The organism is Stenotrophomonas muris (genome assembly GCF_052751275.1).
In genome coordinates this window covers 1,378,917-1,403,272 of sequence record NZ_CP199879.1, presented here as the reverse complement: position 1 = coordinate 1,403,272, position 24,356 = coordinate 1,378,917, and the positions used below count along the sequence as shown (strand labels likewise).

At 66.5% G+C, this 24,356-nt stretch carries 23 protein-coding genes; 8 read left to right on the top strand and 15 right to left on the bottom strand.

What is annotated here, in order from left to right; genetic code table 11:
• The first annotated feature begins 241 nt into the window (after positions 1-241).
• Positions 242-1,489, top strand: coding sequence for an arsenic transporter (locus ACUVWL_RS06355; RefSeq protein WP_445978938.1), 1,248 nt, complete (start codon positions 242-244; stop codon positions 1,487-1,489).
• A 25-nt stretch (positions 1,490-1,514) separates the two neighbouring features.
• Here ACUVWL_RS06355 and ACUVWL_RS06350 read toward each other — a convergent pair whose 3' ends face one another.
• The 5 genes from ACUVWL_RS06350 to ACUVWL_RS06330 form a co-directional block, all read right to left on the bottom strand.
• Positions 1,515-2,948 (bottom strand): OprO/OprP family phosphate-selective porin, encoded by a 1,434-nt coding sequence (locus ACUVWL_RS06350; RefSeq protein WP_111205711.1) that lies wholly within the window; start codon positions 2,946-2,948, stop codon positions 1,515-1,517.
• Positions 2,949-3,080: 132 nt separating this feature from the next.
• Positions 3,081-3,857 (bottom strand): ABC transporter permease, encoded by a 777-nt coding sequence (locus tag ACUVWL_RS06345; RefSeq protein ID WP_005409726.1) that lies wholly within the window; start codon positions 3,855-3,857, stop codon positions 3,081-3,083.
• Complete coding sequence (locus ACUVWL_RS06340; protein ID WP_014647218.1) at positions 3,841-4,674, bottom strand: ABC transporter ATP-binding protein; 834 nt, start codon at positions 4,672-4,674, stop codon at positions 3,841-3,843. Before ACUVWL_RS06340 ends, ACUVWL_RS06345 begins: the two co-directional genes overlap by 17 nt.
• Before the next feature lie 13 nt (positions 4,675-4,687).
• A complete protein-coding gene (locus ACUVWL_RS06335) occupies positions 4,688-5,746 on the bottom strand; it encodes an ABC transporter substrate-binding protein (RefSeq protein ID WP_041864185.1) in 1,059 nt (352 codons plus the stop codon).
• Between the two features lie 75 nt (positions 5,747-5,821).
• The gene (locus ACUVWL_RS06330; protein WP_014647220.1) at positions 5,822-6,943 is read right to left on the bottom strand and encodes a 4-oxalomesaconate tautomerase; all 1,122 of its coding nucleotides are present in this window, start codon (positions 6,941-6,943) and stop codon (positions 5,822-5,824) included.
• 109 nt (positions 6,944-7,052) lie between these two features.
• Here ACUVWL_RS06330 and ACUVWL_RS06325 point away from each other — a divergent pair, with 109 nt between their 5' ends.
• Positions 7,053-7,955 (top strand): LysR family transcriptional regulator, encoded by a 903-nt coding sequence (locus tag ACUVWL_RS06325; RefSeq protein WP_010485668.1) that lies wholly within the window; start codon positions 7,053-7,055, stop codon positions 7,953-7,955.
• Positions 7,956-7,968: 13 nt separating this feature from the next.
• Here ACUVWL_RS06325 and ACUVWL_RS06320 read toward each other — a convergent pair whose 3' ends face one another.
• The 3 genes from ACUVWL_RS06320 to ACUVWL_RS06310 all read right to left on the bottom strand — a co-directional run bounded on the left by ACUVWL_RS06320 (position 7,969) and on the right by ACUVWL_RS06310 (position 9,730).
• Complete coding sequence (locus ACUVWL_RS06320) at positions 7,969-8,535, bottom strand: hypothetical protein (RefSeq protein WP_032958916.1); 567 nt, start codon at positions 8,533-8,535, stop codon at positions 7,969-7,971.
• Positions 8,536-8,545: 10 nt separating this feature from the next.
• Positions 8,546-9,073: a hypothetical protein gene (locus tag ACUVWL_RS06315; RefSeq protein ID WP_329767824.1), complete on the bottom strand. Its 528-nt coding sequence runs from the start codon at positions 9,071-9,073 to the stop codon at positions 8,546-8,548.
• A gap of 129 nt (positions 9,074-9,202) precedes the next feature.
• Positions 9,203-9,730: a DUF6622 family protein gene (locus ACUVWL_RS06310; protein WP_075076936.1), complete on the bottom strand. Its 528-nt coding sequence runs from the start codon at positions 9,728-9,730 to the stop codon at positions 9,203-9,205.
• A 234-nt stretch (positions 9,731-9,964) separates the two neighbouring features.
• Here ACUVWL_RS06310 and ACUVWL_RS06305 point away from each other — a divergent pair, with 234 nt between their 5' ends.
• On the top strand, positions 9,965-11,116 hold the full coding sequence (locus ACUVWL_RS06305) for a serine hydrolase domain-containing protein (protein ID WP_329890233.1): 1,152 nt from the start codon (positions 9,965-9,967) through the stop codon (positions 11,114-11,116).
• 6 nt (positions 11,117-11,122) lie between these two features.
• Here ACUVWL_RS06305 and ACUVWL_RS06300 read toward each other — a convergent pair whose 3' ends face one another.
• Both ACUVWL_RS06300 and ACUVWL_RS06295 read right to left on the bottom strand, forming a co-directional pair.
• Entirely contained in the window at positions 11,123-11,995 is an 873-nt protein-coding gene (locus ACUVWL_RS06300) for a methylenetetrahydrofolate reductase (protein ID WP_445978937.1), read from the bottom strand.
• The gene (locus tag ACUVWL_RS06295) at positions 11,995-12,909 is read right to left on the bottom strand and encodes a LysR family transcriptional regulator (protein ID WP_014647226.1); all 915 of its coding nucleotides are present in this window, start codon (positions 12,907-12,909) and stop codon (positions 11,995-11,997) included. The genes ACUVWL_RS06300 and ACUVWL_RS06295 overlap by 1 nt, the downstream gene beginning before the upstream one ends.
• A 176-nt stretch (positions 12,910-13,085) precedes the next feature.
• Here ACUVWL_RS06295 and msuE point away from each other — a divergent pair, with 176 nt between their 5' ends.
• From msuE to ACUVWL_RS06280, 3 genes are read left to right on the top strand one after another with little or no spacing between them, the layout of a single operon-like run.
• Positions 13,086-13,670, top strand: coding sequence for an FMN reductase (gene msuE / locus ACUVWL_RS06290; RefSeq protein WP_041863466.1), 585 nt, complete (start codon positions 13,086-13,088; stop codon positions 13,668-13,670).
• A 56-nt stretch (positions 13,671-13,726) separates the two neighbouring features.
• Positions 13,727-14,704 carry a DUF1852 domain-containing protein gene (locus ACUVWL_RS06285; RefSeq protein ID WP_014647228.1) on the top strand — a complete coding sequence of 326 codons (978 nt, stop codon included), beginning with the start codon at positions 13,727-13,729 and terminating at the stop codon, positions 14,702-14,704.
• Positions 14,705-14,742: 38 nt separating this feature from the next.
• Entirely contained in the window at positions 14,743-15,777 is a 1,035-nt protein-coding gene (locus ACUVWL_RS06280) for a methionine synthase (protein ID WP_014647229.1), read from the top strand.
• Here the strand turns inward: ACUVWL_RS06280 and ACUVWL_RS06275 are convergent.
• The 3 genes from ACUVWL_RS06275 to ACUVWL_RS06265 all read right to left on the bottom strand — a co-directional run bounded on the left by ACUVWL_RS06275 (position 15,734) and on the right by ACUVWL_RS06265 (position 17,742).
• Positions 15,734-16,369: a hypothetical protein gene (locus ACUVWL_RS06275; protein ID WP_445978936.1), complete on the bottom strand. Its 636-nt coding sequence runs from the start codon at positions 16,367-16,369 to the stop codon at positions 15,734-15,736. The two genes, ACUVWL_RS06280 and ACUVWL_RS06275, sit on opposite strands and share 44 nt — an antisense overlap.
• Positions 16,370-16,434: 65 nt before the next feature.
• On the bottom strand, positions 16,435-17,250 hold the full coding sequence (locus tag ACUVWL_RS06270; protein WP_329767828.1) for a S1 family peptidase: 816 nt from the start codon (positions 17,248-17,250) through the stop codon (positions 16,435-16,437).
• Positions 17,251-17,385: 135 nt separating this feature from the next.
• Positions 17,386-17,742, bottom strand: coding sequence for an excalibur calcium-binding domain-containing protein (locus ACUVWL_RS06265; RefSeq protein ID WP_329767829.1), 357 nt, complete (start codon positions 17,740-17,742; stop codon positions 17,386-17,388).
• A gap of 480 nt (positions 17,743-18,222) precedes the next feature.
• On the opposite strand from ACUVWL_RS06265, the gene ACUVWL_RS06260 reads away from it, so the two are divergent.
• Together ACUVWL_RS06260 and ACUVWL_RS06255 are read left to right on the top strand one after the other, a co-directional pair.
• On the top strand, positions 18,223-19,224 hold the full coding sequence (locus tag ACUVWL_RS06260; protein WP_069116705.1) for an NUDIX domain-containing protein: 1,002 nt from the start codon (positions 18,223-18,225) through the stop codon (positions 19,222-19,224).
• A gap of 50 nt (positions 19,225-19,274) precedes the next feature.
• Positions 19,275-21,122 (top strand): hypothetical protein, encoded by a 1,848-nt coding sequence (locus tag ACUVWL_RS06255; protein WP_445978935.1) that lies wholly within the window; start codon positions 19,275-19,277, stop codon positions 21,120-21,122.
• Between the two features lie 45 nt (positions 21,123-21,167).
• Here ACUVWL_RS06255 and ACUVWL_RS06250 read toward each other — a convergent pair whose 3' ends face one another.
• Together ACUVWL_RS06250 and ACUVWL_RS06245 are read right to left on the bottom strand one after the other, a co-directional pair.
• A complete protein-coding gene (locus ACUVWL_RS06250; RefSeq protein ID WP_445978934.1) occupies positions 21,168-22,625 on the bottom strand; it encodes a hypothetical protein in 1,458 nt (485 codons plus the stop codon).
• A gap of 87 nt (positions 22,626-22,712) precedes the next feature.
• Positions 22,713-24,287 (bottom strand): S15 peptidase family protein, encoded by a 1,575-nt coding sequence (locus ACUVWL_RS06245; protein ID WP_445978933.1) that lies wholly within the window; start codon positions 24,285-24,287, stop codon positions 22,713-22,715.
• Between the last annotated feature and the right edge of the window lie 69 nt (positions 24,288-24,356).

Below are 24,356 nucleotides of genomic sequence, written 5' to 3'. Positions count from 1 at the left end.
ACTACACATGTAGTCAAACTGCAGTGCCTGAAGTCATACCGCGCTTGATTGCCTATCCGCACCGGACGCCGGGTTCGTCACCAACGCGCCCGGCCCCCCAGCAGTCGCCATGCCAGTGCGCACGGTATGATGCGGCGATCCCGGAACCTGCGATGATTGCAGCGGCCGCCCATCCGCTGATCGCGTGCGCCAGGAGCACCTGCGCCGGGGTCGCTGCCGGTGCCGCTGAAGCCCCCACTCCATGCTTGCCCCCCATTCCCCCCTCGTGATCTGGGCAGCGGTCGCCGTTGCCACCATCGGCCTGCTGTTCCGTCCCTTCCGCATCCCCGAGTATGTGTGGGCGCTGGGCGCTGCCGCCCTGTTGCCGCTGCTGGGCGCGGTATCGCTGCAGACCGCATGGGGCGCGGTAGCCGAAGGCCGCGACGTCTACCTGTTCCTGGTCGGCATGATGGTGCTGGCCGAACTGGCGCGGCGCGAAGGCCTGTTCGATTGGCTGGCGTTGTACGCGGTGCGGCATGCGGGCGGATCGGGGCGACGCCTGTTCGACCTGGTGTTCCTGGTCGGCACGCTGGTGACGGTGTTCCTGTCCAACGATGCAACGGCCGTGGTGCTGACACCGGCGGTCTACGCGGCCTGCAAGGCGGCGCGCGCCAATCCCCTGCCCTACCTGTTCGTCTGCGCCTTCATTGCCAATGCGGCCAGCTTCGTGCTGCCCATCTCCAACCCGGCCAACCTGGTGGTGTACGGCCAGCACATGCCGCCACTGCTGCAGTGGCTGGCGCAGTTCGCGCTGCCGTCGGCGGCGGCGATCGGTGCCACCTACCTGGTGCTGCGCTGGGTACACCGGCGCGAAATCGCGCAGCCGCTGGTCGCCGCACCGGAACATCGCCCGCTGACCGAGGGTGGCCGACTGAGTGCATTGGGCGTGCTGTTCACCGGCAGCGTACTGCTGGTGACGTCCGCGCTGAACGGACCGCTGGGCCTGGCCACGTTCTGCGCCGGCGCGCTGAGCGTGGCGGTCGTGGTGATACGCCAGCGCCATAGCCCGCTGCCGCTGCTGCGGCATGTCGCCTGGGGCGTGCTGCCGCTGGTGGCCGGTCTGTTCGTGCTGGTGGAGGCGGTGGCGCAGACCGGCGTCATCCAGACTGCGGCAAGCGCGCTGCAGGCCATGGCGCAGGCTTCTCCCCACCAGGCCAGCTGGCTGGCCGGTGGCGCCGCTGCACTGCTGAGCAACGTAGCCAACAATCTGCCGGTCGGCCTGGCCGCCGGTTCGCTGGGCCAGGTGGCAGACCTGCCGGCGCAGACCCGTGCCGCACTGCTGGTCGGCGTGGACCTGGGCCCGAACCTGTCGGTGACCGGCTCGCTGGCCACGATGCTGTGGCTGGTGGCGCTGCGCCGCGAGGGCGAGCATGTCAGCGCGCTCGACTTCCTGCGCGTCGGCGCGCTGGTGATGCCGCCTGCACTCATCGCTGCGTTGTTGCTGCTGTGACCAGAATGCAGGCGGCGGCCCGGCCCTAGAAGACCAGCTGCAGACGGGTATTGAAGGTGGTGCCTTCATCCCTGCCCGCCGCACTGCCGCTGCGGTGGCGGGTCTGCCAACGCACGGCTTCGAACATCACCCGGCTGAAATCGTTGAGGTACCAGTTCGCGCCCAGTGTCCACGCGTGACCGGTACCACCACTGGGCAGTTCGGCATAGTCCACGTCCTCATAGCGGCCCTTCAGCTCCCACGCACCGCTGCCGCCGCGCGTCACCGGATCGGCCACCTTCACCTTGCCCCACGTGCCGGCCTTGCCCGAGTAGGACGGCAGCGCGCCCGCCAGGAACCAGCCGGCCGAGATCGCCCACGCTTCGTGGTCGCGATCATAGCGCCCGCTGGCATCGGCCCCGCGCAGGCTTCGCGTACCCCACTCGCCGGTTGCCCACGCCGGGCCGAAGAAGCCGGCCAGTTCCGCGCCGTAGGCGGTGCTGCGCTCGGCGCCCACCAGCGTGCCCGGTGTGATCCTGACCAGATCGTTGAAATGCCCCGCGATGGCCGAACTGCGCACCACGCCGCTGGCCCCGGCGGGAATCTTCTCGTGGAAGGCCCATGCGCCCAGATGCACCGTGGCGTCGGCGGTGTCCAGCGGATTCCAGTGGACGCGGGTGGCCCAGGTCTGGCTGTCGTTGTCGGTGCCGGCGTTGTTGAGGTCGTTGCCGGCCACCGACAGGCTGGCATGCCAGCCCCTTCCATACACCCGCTCGGTGAGCCCGATACCAAACAGGCCGCGCTGCGGCAGCAGCAGCGTGCCGACCACGTTGCGTTCCTGGAACGGCGTGTTGGACGTGCTGCTTGAGCCATCGATACCGCGATCGTTCAAGCGGTTGCCGATCGTGAGATCGGCCGGCAGGCCGAACAGCGTGTGGTCCAGCGTGGCGTAGACCGACTTCCACGCCACCGCGTTGTCGGCGAAGTCGCCCTCCACGACCCAGCCCAGGGTGCCGTAGCGCCCCTCGGCCCCCAGGCGCACCGAACGGATCTCGGTACCCGAAACGTTGCGGTCGGCGACCGCCGAACCGTCGGTGCTCGAGGCATCGACGAACAGGCGGCCACGGGGGCGGAACACCGTCGTGCCGTCGGCACTGCTGAACTCCGGTGCACCCTTGGCCCAGGAGACCTTCGGCAGCCTGGACTGGCTGGTTTCCAGTGCGGCCACCCGCGTTTCCAGCGCAGGCGCGGGCGGCGTTGACGGTGCCCTCGCACTGCCCTGCCCGCCCTCGACGGCGCGGAGGCGTGCTTCCAGTTGCTGGATCTGCAGTGCCTGCTGCTGCACCAGGCGTGACAGCTCGGCCTGGCTCAGCGGCGCGGGCAGCGAGGACGTGGACTGTGCGTCGGCATGGCCACTGGCCAACAGCAGGCCGAGCGCGACCGACAGCGCTGCCAGCGGCAGCACGTTGGAATGGTTCATGGGCTCTCTCCGGCCAGCCGGCCCCCTGGCCTGGCGCTGGCCCGTTGCGGTGGTGCGGGGGAAGATCGGGGAAGGAAGCGCGCGCCGCCGGATCGGCCCGGCGGCGCGGCAGGCGGGCTCAGCCCGTCCGGGTCAGCTGGTGGCCTGTGCCTGGGCGTTGGGACGCCAGGTGATCAGCTTGTTCTCGACCACGTCCAGCAGCGCGTCGATGACCAGCACGAAGGCGGCCAGGATGATGATGCCGGCGAACACGCCCACAGCGTTGAAGTTGCCTTCTGCCTGCGCGATCAGGTAGCCCAGGCCCGCCGAGGCGCCGAGGTATTCGCCGATGATCGCACCGACCACGGCAAAGCCGACCGAAGTACGCAGCGAAGACAGGATCCAGCTCGCCGCTGCGGGGAAGTAGACATGGCGCAGCAGGTCACTGCGGCTCGCCCCCAGGATGCGGGCATTGGCCAGCACCACCGGATTCACCTCGCGCACGCCCTGCATGGCATTGAAGAACGTGGTGAAGAACACCAGCGTGACCGCCAGCGCCACCTTCGACCACAGCCCCAGGCCCAGCCACAGCACGAAAATCGGCGCCAGCACCACGCGTGGAATCGCGTTGAAGCCCTTGATGAAGGGATCGAGGATGCGTGCCGAGCGGCGGCTCAGGCCGAGCCAGACGCCGCCGGCCACACCCAGGCCGGTGCCGATGATGTAGCCCAGCGCGGTTTCGGTCAGCGTGATGTAGACATGCTGATAGAACGACGTATCGGACAGCCAGGTCCAGGCCTGCTGCACGATGGCGGTTGGCGATGGGAAGAAGAACGGATCGATCACGCCCAGCGCGATGCCGCCTTCCCAGCCACCGAACACGGCGACCACCAGCGCGAGCTGGATGAACTTGTCAGTCTTGGCGTGCATAGCTCTTCTCCACTTCGCCGCGCAGGCAGGCCCAGATGTCGCGGTACAGGTCGGTGAAACGGTCATCCAGCTTGATTTCGGCCACGTTCCTCGGCCGTTCCAGATCCACATCGAAACTGCGCACCACGCGGCTGGCCGGGCCGGAGGACAGCACCACCACGCGGTCGCCCAGGGCGATCGCTTCTTCCAGATCGTGGGTGATCAGGATCACCGAGCGCCGGTCTTCCTGCCACAACCGCAGCAGCTCGTTCTGCATGAGGTGGCGGGTATGGATGTCCAGCGCCGAGAACGGCTCATCCATCAGGATCACCTTCGGCTCGACGATCAACGCCTGGGCCATCTGCACGCGCTTGCGCTGGCCACCGGACAGCTGGTGCGGGTAGCGATGCTCGAAGCCGGCCAGGCCGACCTTGGCCAGCCACGCGTTGGCCTTGGCCTTGCGTTCGGCCTCGGGCACACCGCGGAAGCGCAGGCCGAGTTCAACATTCTGGTACGCGGTCTTCCACGGCAGCAGCGCGTCCTGCTGGAACAGGTAGCCGACCGACTCCTGCACGCCGCTGACGGCACGGCCATCGATGCTGACCTGGCCCGACGACGGCTTCAGCAGGCCCGCCACGGAATTGAGGATGGTGCTCTTGCCGCAGCCGGTGGGTCCGACGATGGCAAGGAACTCGCCGTCACCCACCTGGATGTCGACATCGCGTACGGCGGTGAATTCGCCGAAGGACATGGTCACCTTGTTGATGGCGACCATGGTCTGTGCAGGCTCCAGCTGCGGCGCGCCATTGAACTGGCGCACGGTGGCATTGAGGGCCATGGTTTACCTCCGCTTACGGTTGGGCAGCCGGCGCCGCAGCGTTGGCACGCTCGACGAAGGCATTGGTATAGGTCCGGGACAGATCGATATCGGCCTTGGCGACATCCGTGTTGAACTCACGCAGCACCTTCAGCGGTGTTTCCAGATCGGCAGGCGTGAAGTGACCGTCCCGGGTGAAGATCGCGCGCGCGTTCTCCACCGCGCGGGCATAGGTGGCGCGGTCACCGGAGACGTAGCTGTCCGGCAGCGCGGCCACGATGTCTTCAGCACTGTTGTCGGCGATGAACTTCAAGGCCATCTGCTCGGCGCGGGCGATCTTCTCGGCCGCTTCGGGTCGCGTGTCCAGGAAGCTCTGGTTGGCGTACATCACCGAGGTCGGGTACAGGCCGCCATAGACCTGGCGGGCGCCGTCGTCGCTGCGCGCGTCGAGGATGATCCTGCCGACCTTGCGCTCGGTGATCAGGGTGGCGGCAGGATCATAGTTGACGAGCAGGTCGATCTTGCCCTGCTCGAGCGCGGCCACCGCTGCGGCGCCCGAGCCGACGCCGATCAACGAGATGCTGTCGGCCGGAATATCGTGCTGGGCGAGGAAGTGACGGACGAAGAAGTCGGACGAGGAGCCCGGCGCGGTGATCCCGACCTTCTGGCCCTTGATGGTCTCCGGGCGCGCCGGATCGAAGGTGGCATCCTCGCGGCCGGCCATCACCAGGCCGGAGTTGCGCGAGAGCAGTACGAAGGCCACCACGTCCTTGCCCTTGGCCTGCATCTGGATGGTGTGGTCGTAGAAGCCGACGGCCACGTCGGTGGAATTGGCCACCAGCGCCTGCAATACCTTGGAGCCGCCCTGGGCGAAGTTCTCGGTCTTCACCTGCAGGCCGACGTCCTTGAAGTACCCCTTGGCGTCGGCGATGAAGAACGGCAGGTTGTTGAGGTTGTAGGAGCCGACGCTGATGCGTACCGGGGCATTGTCGCCACCGCCGGCGGATGCGCCTTCGCTGCGCCCGCTGTTGCTGCATCCGGCCGCGGCCAGACCGGCCGCGCACAGCGCGGCCAAGAAGAACTGCTTGTACATCATCCCTCCCAGGAGTGAAGCATCTACGTTGTAATGGCGGGCATGCGCGTCTACGCAGGCCCGTCCGGGTTCAGATCATGCCGCTGACGTCCATTGGCGGGCTTGGGTGGCACTGGCCGTGGCGGGCGCGGGCGAAGTCGCGTACACGCGCCCCTCGAACAAGCGGCGTGCGGTGCGGACCACGCTGGCAATCACCGGCGAATCGCCCGAGCTGCGACTGAGGCCCACCTCCAGGGCCCCACTCGGATGTTCGAGGGTAATGCTGCCGGGAACGGACCGGCATCCGACCAAAGTGTGGGCCAGCGTGCCCGGCGTGACGGCGGCGGTGGCCAGGCCGACCGCACCGGTAATGGCCAGTGCGGTGTGGCATTGGTGCGGCATGAAATAGCGCACCTGCAGATCGCCGCCCTGTTGCGGCGCCGACAGCAGCACCGGCTTGGGAATGACCTTGTTGCCGGCGTCGGCGATGCCCATGCGGGCGCCCGCCTCGATGCGCAGCGCTTCCAGCCGGCGCATGAACGCCGCGTCCGCGTTCAGTTCGGCGGGCGAGGCATCACCGCGCACGCCCAGGTCTTCGGCACGCACCAGCATCATCGGCATGGCGCAGTCCACCAGGCTGGCCGGCACGCCATTGATGGTTTCCTGCGCATGCCCGCTGGGCAGCAGCTTGCCGGTGCGGGCGCCTGCCGCATCAAGGAAGGACAGCCTGACCGGCGCGGCTGAGCCCGGCGCGCCGGCAATGCGCGTATCACCGCGGTAGGCCACAGTGCCGCCCGGCGTTTCCACCGTGGCGATGATCAGCTTGCCGGTATTGACGTTGTGGATGCGCACCTCGGTCTGCGGATCCTGCGCCTGCACCAGCCCACGCTCGATGGCATACGGGCCGACGGCCGCCAGCATGTTGCCGCAGTTGGGCGAGGTATCCACCACCTGCTGCTCCACCCGGACCTGGGCGAAGAGGTAGTCCACGTCAGCGTCCGCCCGGCTCGAGCGGTCGATGATCGCCACCTTGCTGGTCAGTGCGTTGCCACCGCCGATGCCGTCGATCTGCAACGGATGGCCCGAGCCCATCACTTCCAGCAGCAGGCGATCCCGTTCGGCGGTGTCCGCCGGCAGGTCGCTGGCCAGGAAGAACGGGCCCTTGGAGGTGCCGCCGCGCATGAGCACGCAGGGAATGCTGAGCAGATCGTTGGACATACGTGTGCTAGATTGATGCGCATAGGGGATGAATGACCCCTCTGTGATTCGATACTGGCATGACCCTAATTGATCTGTGAATTGCTGATTTTTGGATGATTGATACCCAATGAGCATCAATTGCGAAATCCTGGATCTACGCGCGTTCCTGCTGGTATCGGAGACACGCAGCTTCCATCGCGCCGCTGAAATCCTGCACGTCTCCCAGCCGGCGCTCAGCCGACGGATACAGAAGCTGGAGCAGGCCGTGGGTTCGCCGCTGCTGGAGCGCACCACGCGCAGCGTCAGTACCACCGCTGTCGGCGAGAACCTGCTGCCACTGGTGCGCCGCATGCTGGAGGAATTCGATGGCTCGCTGTTCTCGCTGCGCGGCCGCGAAGACACCCGCGGCGCCACCGTGACCATCGCGTGCCTGCCGACGGCGGCGTTCTACTTCCTGCCCAGCGTGATGGCGCGTTTCCACGAAGCACACCCGAACGTGCGCTTCCGCATTCTGGATATCCCGGCCACGGAGGGTCTGCAGGCAGTGGAACGTGGTGAAGTCGAGTTCGGCATCAACTTCATGGGCGCCAACGATCCGAATCTCGACTTCGACGTGCTGGCCGAGGACCCCTTCGTCCTCGCCTGCCGGCGCGATCATCCGCTGGCCCGCAAGCGCAAAGTGGAATGGGCTGATCTGGCCGAGCACCAGCTGATCACCGTGCATCGCACCAGCGGTAACCGCACGCTGCTGGACGGCGCGCTGGCGCGCGAGAACCTCAAGTTGAGCTGGCACTACGAGGTGACGCACCTGTCGACGTCACTGGGCATGGTCGAGGCCGGCATCGGCGTGTCGGTGCTACCGAAGATGGCCACGCCGGACGGGGATCACCCCACCCTGGTGACGCGCGCGATCGGCAACCCGGTGGTGTCGCGCACGATCGGCATCGTCCGCCGACGGGGTGCCCTGCTCTCGCCCACCGCAGAGCGATTCCTTCAGATGCTGATGAGCCAGTGGCGTGGGGAGGCGTGAGCAACCGCACGGTTCACGCGCTTGTGCTGTCCTGACTCCAGGCGAATGTGCTGCTGCCACCCATCAATCGGGCCGTCTGCATCGACCATTCCTGCAGAAGCTGCCGCGCGCCTGATTCGCCACCTCGCCCGATTGCCTCCAGCATCCTGTCCAGTCTTCCGCGGATCGCGCTGGACACCGGCAGTGCGAGCAGATTCTTCAGTGCAGCGTCTGCGGCCGGGAAATCGCCCAGGCGAATGGTGGACAGGTACTTCACCCATTGGCAGTAATCGCCCTCGAAACCGGCCTCTTCAACATACATCAGAAGGTCCGCAGCTGTTCTCACCCCTTCGAGCATTGCGAGGTGAGCCTCGTGCGTGCCGCGGAAAAAGTCCTTTGGATCTTCCGGGCAAGCGACCCTCTGGCCGAGAGACATATGCAGGTGTGGCAGGCCGTCATAGACCGGAAGTGCGAAGGTCCATACATAGATGGAGGACGGCGCTGGGTCCATGGCAAACCCGGAGATCACATCGCGCGTGTACGAAACAATCAGAAAGTTGCCAACCACCCGCAACCCAGCCTTCCTGGCGTTCCGTTTCATTGTCCACAGATCAATGGATCTCATGCGTGCGCCCGACGGTTGGCGACGGCATAGGACTTTCAATGTTCAACTGGATGCCCTGCACCATTCGCCTTCCGTCGCGCAGGACAACAAGGGCTCGATCCAGATCGCGCCTTGCAATGGAAATCGATCTCAGACCAAGCGATTGAGCGACCTCGCACTGCGAAAAGAAGATGTCATAGGTCTCCATCAACTCGGCATGAAACAGCTGATTGGGGGCGTTGTCGATCACCCTGGAGAGGTCCGTCATGAAATTCCATGCATCCACGACCTCGCCGGGGTCGACCTCCCGCCCTGAATCTACAGACGAGATCAGCCAGTCGAGGTCAATGACGGACTCTCCTTCCCAGTCCAGGACTCGGCCGCGCGTGGCAACCTGACCCTCCAGCCCTTCCTTGCTGCTATCGCAGACAGGCCTTCCATTGCTGGACATCACCCGATCATGGTCACCTGATACCCAGGCAAACCAGATGATCCGCATTCCCCCTGCAACGCCGACCGGATGTATCGCTTCCACTATCGATTCCTGCTCAGATGGTTCCATCCATCCCGGGCTCTCACGGGAGGTGCAGCCGCTCCGATGGTAACGCCAAACTCGATTGCCGATGACCTGCGGAGCCTCCAGCGACCGGCACTACCAGGTCAATCAACCTGCGGTTTCCAGTCCCTTCCCCGCCGCATCCATCCGCAGCGAGGCCAGGTAGCGACAGTACTTGCCCACGAAGACGCCAGTGAACCCGCCGGTCAGCAGCAGGTAGGCGGCGCTGAAGCCGGCACTGGCGGTCAGCGTCGGCGACACCGCAAATGCGACCTCGAAGCCGTACTTCACCAGGAAGGTGACCAGCAGCAGCGGCAGCAGGCTGAAGTCCGCGCTGCGCCAGAGCTTGCCGGTGCTGCGGTCCAGCGTCAGCTTCAATCGACTCAACAGCAGCCAGGCAAGCGCGGCCCCCGTGGCGATGCCGGCCAGCCACTCGCTCCAGGCGATCAGCGACGCGCCGAAACGATGGCTGATCGACCACGCACCCCAGACGGCAAACAGGCCGGGCACGATCGCCAGCTTCTGCAGCGAGGTCTGGGCCGGCTTCATGGCGGCAATGCCACGGGTGACCAGGAAGGCCAGGAGCAGCCAGACCCAGATCGGCGTCTGCGAGGCGAGTTGCTGGAGCATGTTCATGAGCGGTCCCCCTGGTGAGTGGTGGCTGAGTGGTGGCGAGGTGTCCTCGCCTTGGCGCTCACTATTCGCTTCCGCCCGGGTTGCAGCCAGTGACAGCTGTCAGCCATCGCGGATGACCCGCCGGCATGCTGCGCGTCCCCGGCAGCTGTCGGGGTGGATTCACCCGGTTCACCCTGAGCGGGCCGGCCCTCGGTCCGCGCTACCATCACCACGACGCCGCTGCGAGCCACGTGCATGTACCACGACCCTGTTCGACGCCGCCTGTGTGCGGCGCTGCTGGCTACCGGCTGCGGCCTGTCAGCACCATCGGCGCTGGCGAGCCGGGCGACGTTGGCGGGATGCGGTTCGCTGACCGCATTGCTGCAGGCCGAACGGCAGCCTGGCATGGCGGCCGTTCTGGTCGATCACGGGCGCATTGCCGCGCTGTCCACGACCGGGAGGCTCAATGACACCCGGCCTGCACCGATTGATCGCCATACCGTGTTCGAACTGGGGTCGATCACCAAGCTGTTCACGGCCCTGCTGATATTCCGGCTCCAGCAGCGGCATCTGCTCGACGTCACCGCGCCCATCGGCCAGTACGTGGAAGGGTTGCCTTCCGTATGGGCATCCACTTCGCTGCTGCAGCTGCTGAGCCATACCTCAGGCATTCCCAACTATCTGAATGAAGACAACTTCCTGCGGTTGATGCCGACGAATCCAGCCCCCCGTGAATTGCTCGCAGAGGTGGCCGAGCGGCCGCTGGCGTTTGCGCCCGGTGCGCGGCACGCCTATTCCAATACGAACTACATCCTGCTCGGCCTGGCCATCGAGCATGCAACCGGCATGGACTACTGGCGGGTTCTGCAGGAGGAGATACTGTCGCCGCTGGGCATGCGCGATGCGGGACCGCGTCGTGCCGACGATCGGCGCCGTGTTGCCCAGGGGCATCTGTTCCAGGATGGCCACTGGCGCGCACCGCCCCCCACTGCTCCGGGCTCGGCATGGGCCGCCGGCGGCCTGCTCGCCAGCATCGACGACATGGCGCGCTTTGCTGTGGCGCTGGACCAGCATCGACTGTTGCCCGAGTCGGCCCTGAAGCGGATGTGGTGCGACACACTCCTCGCCAATGGCAGCAAGGCGGGCTGGGGGGCCGGCTGGGAAGTTTCCGATGGCGGAAAGGTAGTCGGCCATGGCGGCGGGACCGCAGGCTTTACCGGGTATCTCCGGCACCGTCCCACCGATCGAAGAACGCTCGTCGTGCTAATCAATCGCGCCGGAGATATCAACCCGCAGGGCATTGCAGAGCGCCTCGACCTGGGCATGCGTGGCTGCAATGGGAGGCTTTCCAGGCCGACGCCTTCGCTGGATCAACCCGGCACCCGGACAACGCGATCCGTGCCATGACGCAGATCATCGGCGCTGGCTGATGGAAATGCGCCGCCGGTACTGCGCCACCCACTCCAGCGACGGCGCAATACCGCCGAACGGGAAGAAATGCGGGCTGACCTGGCCATGGGCGCGGGTCAGCCCCTTCACCAGGCAATCGACGAACACCTCCGGCCCTGCCGTGCCGAGCAGCCGGCCGATCGAGATGCCATACCGGGCCAGCATCGATGCACTGGCGCCCACGCCGCACATCGCGGCGTAGCGCAGCAGGCGAGAGACGCTGGCCGGGCCCGGCACGCCGACCAGCACCGGGACGCTGATGCCACGCGCGCGCAGTGCATCCAGCCAGGCCAGCACGGCATCGGCATCGAAGGCGAACTGGGTGACGATCAAGGGGGCCATGCCGCGCGCTTCGATGCTCTGGCATTTACGCTCAAGCGCCTGCCAGCGTTCGTCACTGCTCATTACCGGATGCCCTTCCGGGTGTCCGCCGATACCAACGACCTTGATCCCGGAGTGCTCCAGAACACCGGTCTGGATGATCGAAGCGCTATCGGCAAACGGTCCGGCGGGCGTGGCCAGGTCGCCCGCGATCAGCAGGCAACGCGCGACCCCGGCGTCGCCGGCCGCGCGCTCCAGGAAGCGTTCAAGTGCCACGTGCGACCCGATGCGCCGGGCAGAGAGATGCGGCATCGGTTCGAAGCCGAGCGCGCGCACCGTGCGTGCGGCGGCCAGGCGGGCGTCGTCATCCTCGCTGGCCAGCCAGGGAATGGAGATGACCGTACCGCGCGGGATCCGATCCGCCTCGGCGCGCAGCGCAGGCATGGCCTTCGCGCTGACTTCCAGTGAAAAGGCGTTGATGAAGGATTCCGCGTGCGCTGAGGTACCGGCCGGCATCAGCGCGCCTCGCGTGCATTGCCGGCAAGCGGCGAGCTGTTGCGGGCCAGTTCGATGAAGGCCTGCAGGTAGTCGATACCGGTATCGGCCTCGCGCGCACCCAGGTAGATCTGCTTGGGGATGCCCTTGGCGCCCAGCCGTACGGGCACCACGTCCATGCGCGTGGCGTACTCCTCCACCAGCCAGCGCGGCATGGCAGCCACGCCGCGGCCGCTGGCCACCATCTGCATCATGATGTCGGTGGTTTCGATGGCCTTGTGGCGCCGCGGGGTGATGCCGGCCGGCAGCAGGAACTGGTTGTAGATGTCCAGGCGCTCGAACGGCACCGGGTAGCTGATCAGCACTTCCTGGCCGAGCTGGCGCGGCTTTACGTGGTCCACCTTGGCCAGGGCGTGGTTGCTGGCCACTACCAGCACCTGCTCGTAATCGAACACGGGGATGAACTTCAGGCCCGGCTTCAGCAGTGGATCGGGCGTGACCAGCAGGTCGATCTCGTAACCGAACAATGCGCCGATGCCACCGAACTGGAACTTCTGCTTGACGTCCACATCCACGTCCGGCCACGCCGCCAGGTAGGGAGAGACGATCTTCAGCAGCCACTGGTAGCACGGATGGCATTCCATGCCGATGCGCAGCGCGCCGCGCTCGCCCTGCGCGAACTGGCCCAACCGCTCCTCGGCCAGGTCCAGCTGCGGCAGTACCCGGTTGGCGACCGCCAGCAGGTACTGCCCGGCCTGGGTCAGGCGCAGGCTGCGGCCCTCGCGCAGCCAGACATCGGTGCCCAGCTGCTGCTCCAGCTTTTTCATGCTGTGGCTGAGCGCCGACTGGGTCAGGTTGAGCACGCCGGCGGCCGCGGTGAGCGAGCCCTGCTGTTCGACCTGCTGCACGATGCTGAGGTGGATCCGTTCCAACATGACGATGAATCTCATTCATGGATTGGTGAAGTAATACCATTTTACGTCATGGAAGGGCATGGCTAGGATCGGGTCATGCCTTCGGTTGCCTGCCAGCCTGCTGACCCAGCCGGCCTGCAGGGCTGCGCACCTGCAGATGCCCGAAGGCGCTCCCCTCCCCCGCTGATAGCGAACAGATGACCCGCCCCCTCCGTATCGTCGCCGTTTCCGGCGGACTGCAACGCCCCTCCCGGGCCGCCGCCCTGGCCGAGCATCTGCTGGACCTGATCGGCGAGGACATCCACAGCGAACAGCAGCTGATCGAACTCGGTGAGCTGGCACCGCAGCTGGCCGGTGCGCTGTGGCGCTCGCAGCTGCCCGAGGCCGTGGAGCGGCAGCTGGTTGCGGTTGAACAGGCCGACGTCCTGGTGGTGGCCACGCCGGTCTACCGCGGCTCCTACACCGGCCTGTTCAAGCACTTCTTCGACTTCATCGACCAGGATGCGCTGGTCGACACCCCGATCCTGCTGGCCGCCACCGGCGGCAGCGAGCGCCACGCCCTCGTGATCGACCACCAGCTGCGCCCGCTCTTCAGCTTCTTCCAGGCCCGCACCCTGCCCCTGGGCGTCTACGCCACCGACCGCGATTTCGCCGAGGGCCGCGTGCACAACGACGCACTGATCCAGCGTGCGCGACTGGCCGTGCAGCGGGCGATGCCCCTGCTGGCGCTGTCCCATCGCGCCGCGCCTCCCGCTACCGCAGAGGCCACCGCAACGCTTTGAATGCCAGACGCCGCCGACCTGCATCTGGATGTCACCCCGCAACCCGGAACGCCGCCATGACGACCGATACCTTCACCTTCAGCATCACGCACATCCCCTTCAACGAGGATTACCAGCCGGCCGAGGGCACGCGCATCACCACCAACTTCGCCAACCTGGCCCGCGGCGCGTCGCGGCGGGAGAACCTGCGCAACACGATCAGCATGATCAACAACCGCTTCAACGACCTGGCACATTGGGACAACCCGAATGCGGACCGCTATGCGGTCGAGCTGGACATCATCACCGTGGAGATGCACATCGACGGCGCCGACGGCAGCGATCCGTTCCCGTTGATCGAAGTGCTGCGGCCGACCATCGTCGATACGCAGACCGGCGTGCGTAGCGAGGGCATCGTTGGCAACAACTTCTCGTCCTACGTGCGCGACTACGACTTCAGCGTCGTGCTGCCGGCCAGCAACGAGGGCAAGGACACCTTCGGCATTCCGGAGGGCTTTGGCGACCTGCACGGCAAGCTGTTCCAGCACTTCCTGCGCTCGGACGCCTACCGCGCCAACTTCAGCAAGGGGCCGGTGATCTGCATCAGTGTTTCCAGCAGCAGGACCTACCACCGCACCGAGAACCATCACCCGATCCTGGGCGTGGAATACCGCCAGGGTGAGTTCTCCCCCACCGACCAGTACTTCGACAAGATGGGCCTGCAGGTGCGCTATTTCATGCCACCGGGCAGCGTCGCGCCGCTGGCGTTCTACTTCCAGGGCGACCTGCTGGGCGATTACTCGAACCTGGAACTGATCGGCACCATCAGCACCATGGAAGCCTTCCAGAAGATCTACCGCCCGGAGATCTACAACGCCAATTCCGTGGCCGGCAAGGTCTACCAGCCCAGCCTGAAGCACCAGGACTACTCCTCCACCCGCATCGTCTACGACCGCGAAGAGCGCAGCCAGCTGGCGGTCAAGCAGGGCAGGTTCACCGAAGAGCACTTCATCAAGCCGTACCGCGCCGTGCTTGAGCAGTGGGCCGCCCGCTGATCCATCGATTTACCAACCGCCCCAGGACACACGACACAATGCCGACGAAGACGCTGCTCCCCACCTCCACCGCAGGCAGCCTGCCCAAACCCTCCTGGCTGGCAGAGCCCGAAACACTCTGGTCACCCTGGAAGCTGCAGGACGAAGCGCTGCTTGAAGGCAAGCAGGACGCCCTTCGCCTGTCCCTGCAGGAACAGCAGCACGCCGGCATTGATATCGTCAGCGACGGCGAGCAGACCCGGCAGCATTTCGTCACCACCTTCATCGAGCATCTCAGCGGCGTCGACTTCGAGAAGCGCGAAACCGTGCGCATCCGCAACCGCTACGACGCCAGCGTGCCGACCGTGGTTGGCGCGGTGAGCCGCCCGAAGCCGGTGTTCGTGGAGGATGCGAAGTTCCTGCGCCGCCAGACCACGCAGCCGATCAAGTGGGCGCTGCCGGGCCCGATGACGATGATCGACACGCTGTACGACGCGCACTACAGGAGCCGCGAAAAGCTGGCCTGGGAGTTCGCGAAGATCCTCAATGAGGAAGCGAAGGAACTGGAGGCCGCCGGCGTTGACATCATCCAGTTCGATGAGCCGGCCTTCAATGTGTTCTTCGACGAGGTGAACGACTGGGGCGTGGCCGCCCTGGAGCGTGCGATCGAAGGGCTGAAGTGCGAGACGGCGGTGCACATCTGCTACGGCTACGGCATCAAGGCCAACACCGACTGGAAGCAGACGCTGGGTTCGGAATGGCGCCAGTACGAGGAGTCGTTCCCGAAGCTGCAGACCTCCAGCCTCGACATCATCTCGCTGGAATGCCACAACTCCCATGTGCCGATCGACCTGATCGAGCTGGTGCGCGGCAAGAAGGTGATGGTCGGTGCCATCGACGTGGCCTCCACCACGGTGGAAACCCCGGAGGACGTGGCCAACACCCTGCGCAGGGCGCTGCAGTTCGTGGACGCCGACAAGCTCTACCCGAGCACCAACTGTGGCATGGCGCCACTGGCGCGCGACGTGGCCAGGGGCAAGCTGCGCGCACTCAGCGCGGGAGCGAGGATCGTTCGCGAAGAACTCTCGGCATAACCCTGGCTGGGGAGGAATTGTTGTTCGAATGTCGGTTTGACGGAGCCCGGCCGGGTATCGACCAGGCTCCACCCCGCCCCTGCACTTCCGGTCGGGTCTTCATCGCGGGCTGTCGCGGCGCCAGTGCCTGCTTGATCCGTACCACCTCCCCCGCCCCGGCCTCGGCCAGGCGGCGGGCCTGCTGCCGTTGTTCCCGCGAAAGCGCGGGCGACGGCGCAGCGCCTGTTTCCGGCGCTACGTCCACCAGGCGTGCCACTGCCTCGCGCAGCCGCAGCTGTGGGCAGAGCCGCGCAGCACACCAGCGCTCGGCGTAGCGCTTGGCCTGCCGCACATTCGTGGCGGCCACCACCTTGGTCTGGGACATCCTGCGTGCATCCAGGTAGACCCGGAAGCCAAGTTCGGCATGCGGCACGATGTTGGCCACCGAGCGCCCGTTCCACCACAGGTCCCAGCGCTCGCCGCTCCGTACCCAGCCGGAGGGCCGGGTGACCGTCATGAACTCTGGAAGATCGAAGGGAGGACTCATGCCAGGAAGGATACGAGCGCCCGTCGCACCGGCTGAGATCCGCACCGTGCGCTTGTTCGAGACCATGAATCGTTAAGGCGCGCTTGCTTCCGCTACGCCTGCTCCGCACCGCCGGGCTACGGGAACAAGAATTAAAGTGACGCGTCACGCTCGATGATGCTTTCGATCCAGTCGATGTAGCGGGACACACGCACGTTGTAGACCACCTGCCCATAGAAACCCGCTTCCAGCGCATGCTCGGGTACGGCGGTGATCCAGGAACCGAGGCCCACCAGCTGCCAGGCCCCATCTTTCTCGATCACCAGCGGGCCGCCGCTGTCGCCGTTGCCGAGCACGCCTTCAAGGGGAAGGCCCTGCGGAGGCGGATCAAACCGGTACCAGAGATAGCGCGTGTTGCCGCCGGTGATCGCGTTGCAGGCCCGCCGCAGCGTCGTACGATGCGGCCCGCCGGGCACCAGGCCAGTCGCACCATTGCCGGTGGCGCCTCTCCCTATCAGGGCGGCAACCTGCGTGACCTCGTCGGCGCCACGGTAGAGTGCGACCGGCGGCACATCGCTCACCGGTGCGGCGAGTTTGATCAGTGCAATGTCATCCGATGCTGCCAGGAACGCGTGGATTTTCGACGCGCTCCCGGTTGCCATCGCTTCCTTGCCCAGCGCCTCGGGCATCTTCCGGTAGCCGGGGTGCAGGAAGACACGCTCGACGCCGTAGCCGTTCCCATTGATGGTGATGGTGGCGCCCCTCCCTTCCATCGGCGCGGCATGCGCGGCGGTCAGCACCCAGCGCGGCGCGATCAGGACGCCGTGCCCCTCGCCCGGCATGTCGGCCAGCGCGGGGAAGGCCGATGCATCGATCTGATACCGGGCGTCGTCCACATCATCACGGATGACCACGGCACCGGCAGTGAACGGGAGCGTGGCCAATGCCAGGAAAATCCAGCGGTTCATGGTTGCTTGCATCCCAGCAGTTCAATCCCAACAGCCTAGGGCATGGCCCTGCCATACGGGGAGATCGTGCGACCGATCCCCGGCGATTGCCGACGAATGCGGGGAAACGGGAGTTGAAGCCAGGCGGGCCATGCCCTACCTGCGGCCGCGATAGGGTTCGCAGCCCACGCCATCATTGTCGCGATCGAGGTGCGGGCCATAGCCCGGATCACCACGCCGTACCGGCGCCGCCCCGGCGGCGCGGGCCTCCGCGCAGTTGGCAAACACCCGGGAACTGCGCGCGGGCGCGGGGGCGAAACTGCTGCGCGGAGTGTCGACGTATCGAGGTGCCGCTGGAGCGCCTCGATGACAGTGATACTCACCCGTTTTCCGGTTGGTGTGGCACCCCTGCTTGTCGAGCCCGCCCGGATGCGCGAGCGCATTGGCGAACAGTGCCAGTGCGAGCATGCCGGATGCAGTCAATACGCTGGGAACGCGGCGTCGTGTGTCCATGCCTTCCCCCTGTCAGGCACTCCTGCCAAGGGGAAGGCTAGCATGGTGTCTCGACCGCCAGGCTTGACGCTGCAGCGGCTGCCACTCAACGCAGGTAGTCCTTCAGGAACAGCCAGGTGATCAGCGTCGGCAAGATCAACAAGAAGAAGCTGCGCGTGCTGCACGACCCGGAGGCAGGCGCCGGCAGTCGCTGATCCCTGGGCGGCCACGGGCTCTGCGCCAATGCGGGGAAATCAATGCACCCGCGCTCCTGTTCCGTCGGTTCCGCCGCATACATCGTGGCTGGCGCCGATCCTCCCTCGCCCCTCGCTCCTACAGTGGATTCGCGGCGACGCACGGCCTGCACCCCCGATGGCAACGTCGCCGCCCCCACCTTTCGAGCCCACAGGAGCGAGACATGGCATGCCTTTCCCGGACTATCGCTGGCACAGCGGCAATGCGCCCAGCCCCCTCCACGCAGGTTGAACGGAGGGGTGCACCATGAACCAGGTCTACGTCGCAGTCTGGGATGGAGCCCACTATCTGGTCGTCCGCAAACGGGTGCTCAACAGCTGGTGGGGCAGCAATTCCGTGGTCGTACTTTCTGCCGAGGCGATGGCCGCTGTGCTGGCCATCCGCAACGCGTCCGGCGGTGGCACAGAGCAGGACTGGGATCTGGTGAAGAAGCTGCTTTCCGGCGCCTGGCGCGCCGCAGGGTCAGTCGCCTACCGCGGCGAACGCACGCTGCCCCGCACCATGGACGCACTGGACCGGGCGCTTGAAAGCGCCGAACGCACGCATCCGCAGACCGATGACATCGCCATGGAGACGCTGGCCGCTCTGCAGAGCCTGTTCCGCGAGGACGCAAGAACCCCTCCCACGTTCAGCGCTGCGCGTGCAACCTTGCGGGAGCTCTCCATCGCGTTGCCGCCGCCCACCCGGGGTGCGCCGAACTGGGCCGCTGCGTTGATACTGGCACAACGCCTGGTGGCGGAAGTCGGGGCGTGGTCGGATGGCCTGCCCCCGGCGCTGGTGAACCAGGCGGGGCAATGGGCCCTGCCCGGCGGCGGCCGCCTGAACAACGAACGCAAGGAGCGCGCCGCGCGCCGCGAGTTCGAGGAGGAGCTTGGCATCTGGCTTGGGCAGGGACGCGCCGCATGCGATCTGCGTGCCCGGCTGTTTCCGGATGGGGGAGGCAGCTTCTCCCTGGTTCGCTTCCGCACCACGGCCGAGGAGCTCCTGCGGATGGCGCAGGAGGCCGAGAACAACGTCCAGGCCAGTGCCAGCAGCCCTGCGCGCCCCCAGTCCTGCCTGGTGACCGACTGGGAGGTGGCGAGCATCGGACGGGTGCCGGTGGCCAATCTGCGCAATGTCCTCGGGGCACGTGTGGAGGTTCCGGGCGAAGGAACACTGGAGGTTGACGAGGCCCTGGCCAGCGCCAGGCCCGGTAGCCAGGAGATCGACTGGTACCGGGAGATCGCCGCCCTGCTGTCACCCGCCTGAGCCTCCAGCGCGAACCCATGTGATCCCCTGCAAGCCCAGCGAGGCCCACCATGAAAGAGAGCACGCCCGAGCGCGAGGCCCGGCGCCACATCAGCAAGCAGCTCACCGCGCAGATCAACAACGCGCAGGCGTATCCCGACGTCCGCTCGGTCGTGGTCAAGGCCCTGTCGGACATCAAGGACCAGCTGCGCAGCCTGTCCAGCAAGGTACGGCGCGACTACAGCCTGAAGCCTGACGAGCCGCTGATGTTCTTCTACGTCAAGGGCGGCAACGCACTGGACGCACTGCTTGAACGCCCGGCCCAGCCGCCACCGACGCTGTTCGATTTCGGCCGGTCCGACTGGGATACGCAGGTGGTGATCAATCCCTGGATTCCGATCCCGGCCCAGGACGCCCTGCACGGCGGCGTGGAGGACATCGTGATCGAGGTGATGCTCGGCGCCGGCCTCAACATCGCATTGGAGATCAGTGTCTTCCCACCCAACCAGAATCCGCTGGCCGGCCAAGTGGTGGATCTTGCACCGGTGGACATCCATGTGCCGCCCGGCCAGCAGTGCCTGGTGACCTGTGACACTCCGCAGGCGTTCCGGAAGGTCTACCAGCGTGACCGCGCGGGCCTGCATCTGTTCACCAGCGAACCGCTGAAGGGCATCGGCACCTCCACGGCCTTGGCCAGCCCGTCCGTGCTGCCCCCGCCGCAGCCGCCACTGCCCGTGCAGCCGCCACCTGCCCCTCCGCCGCCACCCGGCATCATCCTCAACGACGGCATCAAGCCGTTCGTGCTGTACCGCATGGGCTACACCTGGCACGCGCGATGGGTGAAGGATCCGAAGGCGCCTGTCGGCGACGACCCGGTGACGCCGCGGCCGATCCTGATGGAACTGATCGATGTGACCACGCCGCGCCGCGATACCGTGGAGGCCGTGACAGTGTGGTCGGACATCATCCGCAACCATCTGGTGATTGCCGAGGATGCCGGCGCGGAAGAGCGCTGGCGGCTGCCCCTGCCCAGCATGGAGTACCACCTGTGGGAAGGCCTGACCATGCTGTGCGAGATCGCCGCCTATCCCGGCTGGCCGGGTGCGGACAAGCTGGAGAAGCGTCGCCGCAATGTGCAGCGCATCCACGACTGGTACCGCGACCAGCAGGGCGACCTGGCGACGTTCGGCAGGGTGATCGATGGCATCTCGGCGGCGCCGGTGTTCGCCGATGACAGGGACTGCATGCAGCAGGTCGATGCCTGCATGCGTGAGGTCAAAATGCGCATGCAGGCGTCATCTTCGGGATTCGATCACGGCGCCCTGTCGGCCACCCACACGCATCGCCTGCGGCAGGGGCGGCAGTGGGTCGCGCAGCGGGTCGCAACGCTGCTGCAACGCCTGCAGACATCTGCCGCATCCTGTGGCTACAGCGACGATCTGGCGTTGGTCGGGACGCTGGCACAGAACCCCTACCTGGATGTCACCCAGGTGCCGATCTCCGGCGTCGACTGCGCGATGATCATCCGCACCGACCCTGCAACGCTGCGCAAGGCGACGGCGGCCAACTGCTTGAATGCGCTTGCCGAGGATCTCGGCGCGCACATGACCATCGAGGATTCCCTGCACTCGACCGTACGTGCGACGGGTATCAGTTACGAGCGAACGCTGGTGATCTTCGATGCGCCGCGTTCGCCGTCGGCGCGCGTGGCCAAGGCGATCCTGACATTCACCACGGCTGGCCCGGTCGGTTGCCCGTTCCGGGACAGCCCCGACGGTTCCGGGCAGGCCATCGCGCCGTTGCTGGACATGGACAACCAGCGCAAGGTGGCAGCCTCGATCGTCCAGGGTTTCGTGCAACGGGCGAATCTGTCCAGGCAGCACGAGATGATCCGGGTGCTGTTGCCACAGGGGGAATGATCCTCCATCAGCGCAGCGCGGGCGGCGGGTTCCGATCAGGTCCGATCAGTCCCTGCCCTCCAGGATCCATGCCTCCAGCGCCTGCGTGTCCCGCATGTCCCCCGCGTAGCGGCGATCCGGCACGTAGGGCTCGTTCGAACCGCGCCCGCGACCGCGGTAGACCTTCATGGGCACCGAAATCCGGCTCAGCCCACTGGGCAATGGCTGAGGCCTGATATCCATGTAGACACTGTCGGCGGACGTCTCGACCCCCACCTGCAGAGCGCCCAGCCGCTTCCATAGATCCAGTGCATCCAGGCAGGCTGAGCCGCAGGAGGCGTCCGCCACGATCACCACCCTGCCGCTGCGATCCGGAACGGCTGCAGCGGGCGGACGCATCGGCCCAACCGGCGCGTCCGCCGGTTCGCGCCACAGCGCCTCACCGTTCGCACCGGCACGGGCCATCCCTGCGGTGACCGTTTCCAGCATGTGCAGCAGTTCGGGCGACGCGTCGTGTGCTGCCTTCAGCTTCTGCAGGAAGCCGCGCAGCTGCGCGATGTTGGCCTCCGACGTCCGCCATTCCGCCCAACTCTCGTCACGCAATGCATCCACCGCTGCAGGCCCCCAGATCAAACGGGCCAGCGCGATGCTCCAGTGCGACGCACCTCCGGTATTGCCGCGCACGTCCAGCACCACCCGCGGTGCCTGCTGCAGTGCGTCGGCCACCGGGGTGATGAGTTGCTGCAAAAGCTCGGTCAGCTGCTGGGCATTGCGCGTGGCTGGATCGGCATTGAAGCTGCTGGTGGTGATCCAGTAGCCGCCACCGGCCAATGTGTGCCAGCCATTGGCTGGGCGGAAGCTGCGACGGGTATCGGCCAGTCGCGCTTCGCGTGTTGCCGTATCAATCGGAAGCCATTGCAGCGTGTAGGCGCTCTGGCGCCCATCCACCCAGAAGACGCAGCTGTGCAACGTCGGCACGAACGGGTTGCCCTGTTCAAGCAGCACCTCGCCGCCAGCGTGGATACGGCTCGCCTGCAGGTTCCAGCGCCCGCTGAAGTCGCCCACGCGCCACTCAGCCAGTGCCTGTGCATCGACGCCATCACAGGACAGCAATCGCGCGCCCATGGGCGGCCGACCGGGGCGTCCATCCACGACCATCACCACCTGCGCGTCACCTTCGAAGCCCGTCAGGAACCCGGGCCATCGGGCCGGCAGCATGGGGGCGCCCGCCAATGGATTGAGACTCACGTGGCCATCGTTGAACGTGGCCGCATAGCCCTTCATCGCCCACCAGTAGCCGGCGAAACTGTCGACCTGGCGCGCGCGCGACCGTGCAAGTGACAGGGCGCCGTCCATCTGGGAGACGAAGCCGGGATTGTGCGGGTCAACCACCCCGGGATGGCTGCCGCGCAGGGCCGCGTCAGCAGCCTCCAGATCCATCAACAGCGTGCTCGGCCAATCTGTGGCACAGCCTTGGGTGCCTGCTGCCAGTACCGCGCCGACCAGCAACGATGCGAGCGCCATCGATTCACCTCTCGACTGGATTGCGCTCCAGTCTGGCAACTTTCAGGTCTGTCGTGCCGCGCCCGCCGCAACGGGCGCGGCGCCACGTCAATGCAGGGGCACCTTCAGCACCGAAGGCGCGTTGGCCGGTGAGCTGAAGGTCACCGCACCGCCCAGCTGGCTGATGCCTGCATAGCGCAGGTCCACGGTATCGACCACCAGGGTCAGGCGGCTGCCGGCCGGGAGGTTCCAGCTGCTGGCTTCCAGGCGGAGATCGATTGTTTTCGGCTGGCCGGGCACGGCCCCGCGCAGGGTGTAGGGCTTGTGGCTGACCAGCTGGCCGTTGCCCAGCACGTCTTCGGCATACAGGTAGGCATACAGCGTGGTATTGGCGCGGCTGGGCGTCACCGTCACCCGCACTTCCGGTGCGCCATCCAGGCGACGTGCGCTCCAGTAGATCGGGCCCTGCCAGACGCCGGCGGCGTTGCGGCCGACGAACGGTACATAGGCGCCGGGCGGCAGGTTGATCATCTGCAGTGCACCGGAGGCCATCACCACGCCGGAATTGGCAGCCGTCAGCAGCCCGCTGCCGATGCGGTAGCTCCAGCCGGTAGCGCCACCGTTCTCTGCCAGGCCGCCAGTGGGCAGCAGCAAACCGGAGGGTGCGGTCAGGCCGTAGCTGACGGCGCCCGCATTGGTGGCCTGCCAGTCCGGATAGCGGCTCCAGCTGCCCTTCTGCGACTTCAGCTGCACCGCTGCCTGGCGATCGATGCCATTGTCCACGCCCTTCAGGTAGTGGTCGAACCAGTCGCCCACGGCGGCATAGACCTCATTGGGAATGCCGAACGCACCGAAGGCCTCGTTGAGGGCATGGTCGCCGTGGCGCAACTGCAGCTGCTTGGGCCCCTTCAGGCGGTTGAAGAAATCGACCAGCTGGCCCGGCGGGAACAGGCTGTCATTGAAGGCATTGGCGAGGAATACCGCCGGCTGGTTGGCGTTGATCTCTTCAAGGCCGCTGGCCGGGCTGCGCTGTGCGGCCACCGGCAGCAGCGAGTCCACCGCCCCCTGGTAATTGCCGACCAGCACATTGCGGTTGATGGTGGCCAGCTCCGCGCCGGGGCGGCCGGTGGCCAGGCCCGCCGCCACCAGCAGGGCGATGCCCTGGGCGCTGGGTGTGTCATGGCTGTACAGCGACGCCTGCAGGTCGGCCCAGCCACTGAGTGCGGCAACGGCCTTGATGCGGGGATCGCGCGCCGCCGCCAGCAGGCTGGTGCCGGCGCCATAGGAGATGCCCGAGACCCCGATCCTGGCCGGATCGGCGCGGGTGTTGTCCAGCGCCCAGTCGATCAGCGCGCTGACATCCTCGACCGTGGCGGGCCCGGCGATGTCGATGCTGCCACCCGACTCCCAGAAGCCGCGCGAGCTGTAGCTGATGACCACATAGCCGCGCTGCGCCAGCGACTGTGCCACGCCCACGTACTCCACGCTGGGCACCGCCCAGCTGCTGGGCATGACCAGCAGCGGATAGCGCCCGCTGCCGGCATCCTGCGGCTCGATGACGAAGGCCCCGAGAGGCGTGCCATCCCAGCTGGGAATGGTGCGATGGGTGGTCTTGACCGTGGCGGCCCAGGCGGTGGGCGCCAGGCCGGTCAGCAGGATCAACAGCAGCAAAAGCTTGCGCATCGTCGTCTCTCCCCGTCGGTGGTGGTGCAACGGGTCGGACCGTACCAGTGCGAATGGTGGCTGGCACCT

Excerpts from the sequence above, each read along its gene's own strand:
- ACUVWL_RS06320 (WP_032958916.1), bottom strand. The coding sequence starts at position 8,535 with ATGAAACGGAACGCCAGGAAGGCTGGGTTGCGGGTGGTTGGCAACTTT.
- ACUVWL_RS06305 (WP_329890233.1), top strand. The coding sequence starts at position 9,965 with ATGTACCACGACCCTGTTCGACGCCGCCTGTGTGCGGCGCTGCTGGCT.
- ACUVWL_RS06250 (WP_445978934.1), bottom strand. The coding sequence starts at position 22,625 with ATGGCGCTCGCATCGTTGCTGGTCGGCGCGGTACTGGCAGCAGGCACC.
- ACUVWL_RS06335 (WP_041864185.1), bottom strand. The coding sequence starts at position 5,746 with ATGTACAAGCAGTTCTTCTTGGCCGCGCTGTGCGCGGCCGGTCTGGCC.
- ACUVWL_RS06255 (WP_445978935.1), top strand. The coding sequence starts at position 19,275 with ATGAAAGAGAGCACGCCCGAGCGCGAGGCCCGGCGCCACATCAGCAAG.
- ACUVWL_RS06340 (WP_014647218.1), bottom strand. The coding sequence starts at position 4,674 with ATGGCCCTCAATGCCACCGTGCGCCAGTTCAATGGCGCGCCGCAGCTG.
- ACUVWL_RS06270 (WP_329767828.1), bottom strand. The coding sequence starts at position 17,250 with ATGAACCGCTGGATTTTCCTGGCATTGGCCACGCTCCCGTTCACTGCC.
- ACUVWL_RS06280 (WP_014647229.1), top strand. The coding sequence starts at position 14,743 with ATGCCGACGAAGACGCTGCTCCCCACCTCCACCGCAGGCAGCCTGCCC.
- ACUVWL_RS06245 (WP_445978933.1), bottom strand. The coding sequence starts at position 24,287 with ATGCGCAAGCTTTTGCTGCTGTTGATCCTGCTGACCGGCCTGGCGCCC.
- ACUVWL_RS06350 (WP_111205711.1), bottom strand. The coding sequence starts at position 2,948 with ATGAACCATTCCAACGTGCTGCCGCTGGCAGCGCTGTCGGTCGCGCTC.
- msuE (WP_041863466.1), top strand. The coding sequence starts at position 13,086 with ATGACCCGCCCCCTCCGTATCGTCGCCGTTTCCGGCGGACTGCAACGC.
- ACUVWL_RS06265 (WP_329767829.1), bottom strand. The coding sequence starts at position 17,742 with ATGGACACACGACGCCGCGTTCCCAGCGTATTGACTGCATCCGGCATG.
- ACUVWL_RS06310 (WP_075076936.1), bottom strand. The coding sequence starts at position 9,730 with ATGAACATGCTCCAGCAACTCGCCTCGCAGACGCCGATCTGGGTCTGG.
- ACUVWL_RS06300 (WP_445978937.1), bottom strand. The coding sequence starts at position 11,995 with ATGCCGGCCGGTACCTCAGCGCACGCGGAATCCTTCATCAACGCCTTT.
- ACUVWL_RS06325 (WP_010485668.1), top strand. The coding sequence starts at position 7,053 with ATGAGCATCAATTGCGAAATCCTGGATCTACGCGCGTTCCTGCTGGTA.
- ACUVWL_RS06330 (WP_014647220.1), bottom strand. The coding sequence starts at position 6,943 with ATGTCCAACGATCTGCTCAGCATTCCCTGCGTGCTCATGCGCGGCGGC.
- ACUVWL_RS06345 (WP_005409726.1), bottom strand. The coding sequence starts at position 3,857 with ATGCACGCCAAGACTGACAAGTTCATCCAGCTCGCGCTGGTGGTCGCC.
- ACUVWL_RS06295 (WP_014647226.1), bottom strand. The coding sequence starts at position 12,909 with ATGTTGGAACGGATCCACCTCAGCATCGTGCAGCAGGTCGAACAGCAG.
- ACUVWL_RS06285 (WP_014647228.1), top strand. The coding sequence starts at position 13,727 with ATGACGACCGATACCTTCACCTTCAGCATCACGCACATCCCCTTCAAC.
- ACUVWL_RS06275 (WP_445978936.1), bottom strand. The coding sequence starts at position 16,369 with ATGGTCTCGAACAAGCGCACGGTGCGGATCTCAGCCGGTGCGACGGGC.
- ACUVWL_RS06260 (WP_069116705.1), top strand. The coding sequence starts at position 18,223 with ATGAACCAGGTCTACGTCGCAGTCTGGGATGGAGCCCACTATCTGGTC.
- ACUVWL_RS06355 (WP_445978938.1), top strand. The coding sequence starts at position 242 with ATGCTTGCCCCCCATTCCCCCCTCGTGATCTGGGCAGCGGTCGCCGTT.